5 protein-coding genes are annotated in these 6,501 nt (G+C 31.4%); 3 read left to right on the forward strand and 2 right to left on the reverse strand.

The window, feature by feature from the left end:
• Positions 1-42: 42 nt before the first annotated feature.
• Both COX95_00435 and COX95_00440 read left to right on the forward strand, forming a co-directional pair.
• Positions 43-1,359 carry a phosphohydrolase gene (locus COX95_00435; protein PIZ86651.1) on the forward strand — a complete coding sequence of 439 codons (1,317 nt, stop codon included), beginning with the start codon at positions 43-45 and terminating at the stop codon, positions 1,357-1,359.
• Positions 1,343-1,936, forward strand: coding sequence for a hypothetical protein (locus tag COX95_00440; GenBank protein PIZ86652.1), 594 nt, complete (start codon positions 1,343-1,345; stop codon positions 1,934-1,936). The genes COX95_00435 and COX95_00440 overlap by 17 nt, the downstream gene beginning before the upstream one ends.
• Here COX95_00440 and murD read toward each other — a convergent pair whose 3' ends face one another.
• Together murD and COX95_00450 are read right to left on the reverse strand one after the other, a co-directional pair.
• Positions 1,937-3,322 (reverse strand): UDP-N-acetylmuramoyl-L-alanine--D-glutamate ligase, encoded by a 1,386-nt coding sequence (gene murD / locus COX95_00445; protein PIZ86653.1) that lies wholly within the window; start codon positions 3,320-3,322, stop codon positions 1,937-1,939. It lies immediately after the preceding gene.
• Complete coding sequence (locus tag COX95_00450; protein PIZ86654.1) at positions 3,300-4,730, reverse strand: hypothetical protein; 1,431 nt, start codon at positions 4,728-4,730, stop codon at positions 3,300-3,302. The genes murD and COX95_00450 overlap by 23 nt, the downstream gene beginning before the upstream one ends.
• A gap of 10 nt (positions 4,731-4,740) precedes the next feature.
• Between COX95_00450 and COX95_00455 the strand changes: the two genes are divergently transcribed.
• Positions 4,741-6,474 carry a hypothetical protein gene (locus tag COX95_00455; GenBank protein ID PIZ86655.1) on the forward strand — a complete coding sequence of 578 codons (1,734 nt, stop codon included), beginning with the start codon at positions 4,741-4,743 and terminating at the stop codon, positions 6,472-6,474.
• Positions 6,475-6,501 lie beyond the last annotated feature (27 nt).

Here is a 6,501-nt window from a genome sequence, read left to right on the forward strand (position 1 = left end):
TTTTCTAAGGCTTTTTTTATTAGTTTCTGATAAAATTAATTTATGGAACAAACATCAATTGATATTGTAAAAAAACTTAAATCACACGGATATGAGACCTATTGGGCAGGAGGTACTGTTAGGGATTTATTAATGGGCAAAAGCCCAAAAGATTATGATATTGTTACATCAGCTAAACCTTATCAGATAGAGGAGCTACTAGAAAAGACTATACCAATAGGCAAAAAATTTGGTGTAATTATGGCAATTAAGAACGGACATTCCTTTGAAATAGCCACATTTAGATCGGATGCTGCTTATACTGACGGTAGGAGACCTAGCGCTGTTTATTTTACAAATCCTAGAGAGGATGCTTTAAGGCGAGACTTTACAATTAACGGCATGTTTTATGATCCTATTGAAAAGAAGGTTTTAGATTTTATAGGGGGTCAAGAAGATTTAAATAAAAGAATCTTAAGATTTATAGGCAATCCAGAGGATAGGATTAAGGAAGATAATTTACGAATCTTAAGAGCAATAAGATTTAAAAATGCCCTAAATTTAAAATATGCCTCTGAGACATTTAAGGCTTTGAAAAAAGACGCATGTCTTATCAAAAATGTTTCAGCCGAAAGAATTAGCGATGAACTAAATAAAATATTAATGCTTCCAGGTAGAGAAAACGCTTTTAAAGAACTAGATGAAGCGGGAATCTTAAATTGTATTATGCCAGAAATCTTAGAGCTAAAAGGCGTTATGCAGCCCGAAAAATATCACGAAGAAGGGGACGTGTTCAAACACACTTTGCTATCCTTAGAAGCTTTACCTGATAAAGTTTCAGAAGAGTTGGCATGGGCGACTCTTTTTCATGATATCGGTAAACCGGAAACTTATTCAATAGATGATCGAATAAGATTTAATCAACACGCCCAAGTTGGGGCAGTAATAGCCGATAATATTATGAAGAGATTAAAGTTTTCTAAATATAAAAGAGATAATGTTAAGTGGCTTGTAGAATATCATATGGTTGTTGGTGATATTCCAAAAATGAAAAGAACAAGGCAGGCGCATTGGGTGCATAATCCCTTATTTCCGGAATTGCTAGAATTATTAAAAGCAGATGAATTGGGTTCTAAACCAAAAGATCTAAGTTTATATCATGAGCTTAAAAAATTAGAAGAGCAAAAAATTGAACTTTTGCCCTTACCGGAAAAATTAATTACTGGGGAAGAGATTATTAAAAATTTTAGCTTGAAGGCAGGTCCTGAAATTGGTAATCTTTTGCAAAAAGTACACCAGGCCCAAATGGAAGAAAAGATAAAAACAAAAAAAGACGCTTTAGATTTTATAAGAAAAATTGTAAGTGAAAGGAAAAAATAAGATGGCAACCATTGATATTTTGATAAAAGGATATAATAAAGAAATAAATGATAATTTCCACAGATATGCATCAACAACAACTTTAGTAAGAAGCAATGATATTAATATTGTTGTGGACCCAGGTATTCACGAATCACTGGATTTGTATAATGAGTCATTAAAACAATATGGCTTAAGTACCGATGATATTGATTATGTATTTTGTACCCATGAGCATTTAGATCATACAAGAGATATAGCAGTTTTTAAAAATGCTGCAGTTATAGACAGATGGGGAACTCATAAAGGTGACGAGCATCATTTTGATGAGTTAGAGGAAAAGGAAATTATTCCTCAAGTAAAAAGAGTTTTAACTTTGGGGCATGGTTTAAATCACGTATCGCTTTTAGTAGAGACTAATAAAGGTGTAGTTTGTGTAGCTGGAGATCTTTGGTGGTATGAAGATTTAACACCAGCTGAAGATGATTACGCTACTGATCAAAAAGAGCTCGAGAAGAGCCGTGAAAAGATTTTGAAAATCGCTGATTTTATCATTCCCGGCCATGGTGGGTTAGTGAAAAATATTATGAAAGGATAGTTATTTTTGAGTTCTTTCCTTGATCTCTTTGATAAAGGTGTTACCTCTATCTTTGTAGTTTTTAAATATTCCATAACTTGGAGAAGCGGGGGACAGTAAGCAAATTTTTCTTTTCCCAGTATTTTTAAAAGCTATATCAATAGCATTTTCCATGCTATTAACGAAAAAATATTTTATTGATGGTGAATTTTTTAAAACGCTTTTTATGATCCTTTTTCCGGAAGTAGGGAAAAGGATAATATTTTTTATTTTACTTCGTGCAATTTTTTCTGAAAGGCTTGTAAAATCTAGGCCTCTGTCATAGCCGCCGAGTATTAACGTTTCCACATCTTCTCCAAGCGTATTGATAGCTGCAATAGTTGCTTGGGGTATAGTAGAGATAGAATCATCAAAAAAGGTTATACTTTTATATGTGCCGATTCTTTGAAGACGATGAGGCAATGATTTAAAGCTTTTCAAAATTTTTCGGATGTGTATATTATCCACCTTCAATATTTTGCAGACAATGATCGCTGCCATGATATTTTGTAAATTAAAAGTGCCTATCAAAGAAACTATATTTGTTTTTATAATTTTTTCTTCTTTTTTATTGTTTTTAAAATAAATATAACCATTTCTGATAAAACATCCTTTTCTGATGTTATCTTCGAGGCCGAATACGTATATTTTTGATTTTAGTGATTTTGGGACAAGATCAAGAAATCTATTATTAATTATCAGGACATCATCGTTATCTTGTCCGCCAAACACATTCTTTTTCGCCTTTGCATAATTTCCGAGACTACCATGGTAATCTAAGTGCTCAGGGTATAGATTGAGAAGAATTGAAATATGGGGACTTATTTTTAGAGTATCTAGTTGATAGCTTGACATTTCAAAAACAAAGATACTATTCTTTGTTGATTTTTGCAGTCCCTGAAGAGGTGGTATACCAATATTACCTATAAGGATGGCTTTTTGCCCAGCCTTTTTTAAGGTTAGATATATTAAAGAAGTAGTTGTGCTTTTACCTTTTGTTCCGGTAACGCCAATGACCTTTTCTTTTTTGATGTTATCAAAAAAGATTTTCGTTTGAGAAGTAATTATTCTATTTTTATTTTTTTTGAAACGCAGTAATTCAGATAATGATGGAGGTATCCCGGGAGATTTAATTATTACGTCATATTTGTTAATATTTTTAAGATACTTAGCCCCTAAGTGATAAATTATTTTTTTATCTTTAGCCAAATCTTTTTTAAGCTGAGGGTTAATATTTTTGAGTTCAGTAATGTCCGCAATACCTATTTCTTTTTCAGGAAAGAAGCTTCTTAGTAGTTTATAGGAGTTTTGTCCTTCGATACCAAGTCCAAGTATTAATATTTTTTTATTTGCAAATTTCTGAAACATTATTTCTTAAACTTTCCTGTAATATTTTTGTAAATTTTATTGGTAATAAATTATTTTTGTCCCAAGAGTTTAGTAGTTTTTTAGTCATAGCATTGATATTAGTATAATTAGGCAGGATATTTTCTTCGAAATAGGATATCAGATAAGGTATCTTTTTATTTTCTCTTTTTTCTTTTATAAGTGATAAGTACAGGGCGACTATTGTTTCGTTCTTGGTGCCAACACAATCGAATGGTTTGGGAGATATTTCCCCAATTAAAGATTTTAGAAGATTTAATAGGTTTTTATCTTGGAGCAGATTCCTTGAGAACGTTTTTTTTAACTGTTCTTTGTCTAAAAAAGGATAAAGCATTATAAATACCGACAAACATTTCGCACATTTACCACACCAAGAATTTTTTCTTTGGTTTTTGTTGCAGCTTTTGAATACCCCAAAATAATTTTTGTAGCGAGAAAAAAGCTGTGCTATTTGTAATTCGTGTAGAGGTCTTAGAAAGCTGAAATAATGCACGTCTTGGGCTAAATATTTTTGAGAGTATTTATCGAACGCTTTTTCGAAATCAAAGCTTTTTGAATATTGATGATTTATTTTTTTATTTTTAAAAATAATGTTTTCTTCATTAGCGCTTGTTTCATTCGAGACAGCTATATACTTGAAATCAAAAATAACTGCACAAAGAGTTGAAAGAAATGCTAAGTATAGAGAAAAAGGGGTATGCCCGTTTAAAAAACCACCACTGTTCAGTTTAATTAATTTAGAATCAATTTCCCTATTAATTATTATAGGTTTTTGGAAACCGGCTTTTTTTGAAGCCCCTAATGATGCTTTTATTGGATTCAAGATTAGAGTATTAAGTTTTTCTCGACCTTTAAGCATGTTTAAGGTAACGACCGAATCTTTGCCCCCACCTAGCGGGACGATTACTCGGTTGCTTAGCTTTTTTTTGAAGTTTATCTGAGTGTTTGTTTTAGGAGCGTTGCTAACTATTTTTAAGAAGTTAGGTTTAGTAAAATCAATGTTATTTAAAAAGAAGAATTCGCCCATACCTTTTACTATCGATTTTTTCCACCATTTGATCTGATGTTTATTTAAATGGCCGGGCCTGATAATTATTTCAGGCGAACAAGTAGCCTTCCAATAGCTAATCATTTCAGCTATACCCAAATGAAAGATTAAGTTATCAATCATTTTGTTTGTTAATATATCAGGAAATAACCTAGGTATATTTTTAATTTGTATAGTAGGGGAGAAATAGATATTCGGTTCAATTTTATATTGAAATTCAATTACTAGATCTTTGCCTACAATCTTTTTCGAATAGTTTTCGTATATAAAAATAGGATATTGTATCTTAAGTATTTCTAATGATTTAGTGTTATTTCGCATCTCTTTTTTAGTGTAGTTCATACAGGCCTTTTTGACAATAATAGAGATAATAGTTTATTTAAAGCTTATGTTTTATAATTGTATTACTATGGCTTATACAAAAAGACAAAAAGCTCAATATCTAATTTTCTTTTTAATAATAGTATTTATAGTTGTGATTTCTTTTAAGGCTAGTAAATATAGCTTTCCAACAGTAAATTTTGGTAAAGTGGCAGACAATGAAGCAGGAGAGTTGTATATCGATCCTTCTTTAGAGGTCGATATTAGTCAATTATTGAATGATCACAGTGATGACATCAAATTTACAAAAGATAAAAATAAAGCTGATATATTTTTATCAGAAAATAAGGATAAAAATTTAGAAACTATTGATAATTTTAATGAATTTTATGTACCTGTTACAGGTTTTTTTAATAATATCCAGGGTTTGCATAAGACGGATATAGAAAAAATTTTACAAGGTGAATTTACAAACTGGCAACAACTAGGTGGAGAGGATTTACAGATTAAGACTATTCTCTTAGAATCCGAAGAATATAAAAATATTATAAGAAAATTTTCGCCCAATCTAAAAGAAAGCATCGGAGAAAAGTTTTCAAAAATAGATACATTGGTTACTAAAATTGCAAGAGAGAAGAATTATTTTTCTATAATACCCTTGAGGAATTTAGCCCCACCCTTGAGAGTGGTAAGTATAGATGGCATATCGTCGCTAGAAGATGAAACACAAGATAACTATCCTTTTAAATTAAATTATCACCTTCAATCAAAAAAGGAATTGTCCGATAGAGAGTTAAAAATATTAAATATTATTAAGCAGTATATAGTTAACCGGAAAAATGGAATTATAGAAGTTGATGGTGTTGGTGATATTATGCTTTCAAGGCACGTTAATACAAAAATAGCAGACAATAATGATGATGCTTTACCATTTAGAAAACTATATAGAATTTTATCTTCCGCTGATTTTACCTTCGCCAACTTAGAATCTCCTTTTTATAATAAGGGTTCCGTTGTGAAAGAGGGAATGGTTTTTAAGGCTGAGCCAAAAACCATAGAAGGTTTAAAGTTATCTGGGATTGATTTAGTTTCATTGGCAAATAATCATTTTGGTAATCAGGGTAGGGTTGGAATGAATTTTACATACGACCATTTAAAAAATAACGGTATATCATACTTTGGCGCCGGTAGAGATTTTGAACAAGCGCATAGTCCTTTAGTTATAGAAAAGGGAACCAATAAGCTTTCGTTTCTTTCTTATGACGGAATAGCTCCCGAAAGTTATAAGGCAAGCGAGAAAAATTCAGGATTTGCATGGATATCCAGTGAAGAAAAAGACTTAAAGCAAATGGAAAATGACATTAAAAATGCAAAGAAAAAATCTGATTTAGTTATTATTTCATTTCATTGGGGCGTAGAATATATGCCTGACCCTAATAAGGAGCAGATTAATATTGCGAAAAGGGCAATTCAGTCGGGCGCTGATATAATCATATCTCAACATCCCCATGTAGTTCAAGGAATAAACATGATAGATAATAAATTTGTTGCCTTTAGTTTGGGGAACTTTGTTTTTGATCAGATGTGGTCCGAAGAAACAAGAGAAGGAGTAATAGCAAAATTATATATTAAAAATAAAAAAATTCTAAATGTAGCCTTAGTACCGATAAAAATTGAAGACTATAACCAGCCTCGTCTGGCTAATTCCGTAGAAGCGAAAAAGATTTTAGATAGAATAGAAAAAGCATCAAGACTTGATAACTAGCCATGTAACCCATACAAGCACTATATA

The sequence above is a fragment of the bacterium CG_4_10_14_0_2_um_filter_33_32 genome (assembly GCA_002792735.1).
Classification (GTDB): domain Bacteria; phylum Patescibacteriota; class CPR2_A; order CG2-30-33-46; family CG2-30-33-46; genus CG2-30-33-46.

Excerpts from the sequence above, each read along its gene's own strand:
- COX95_00435 (PIZ86651.1), top strand. The coding sequence starts at position 43 with ATGGAACAAACATCAATTGATATTGTAAAAAAACTTAAATCACACGGA.
- murD (PIZ86653.1), bottom strand. The coding sequence starts at position 3,322 with ATGTTTCAGAAATTTGCAAATAAAAAAATATTAATACTTGGACTTGGT.
- COX95_00450 (PIZ86654.1), bottom strand. The coding sequence starts at position 4,730 with ATGAACTACACTAAAAAAGAGATGCGAAATAACACTAAATCATTAGAA.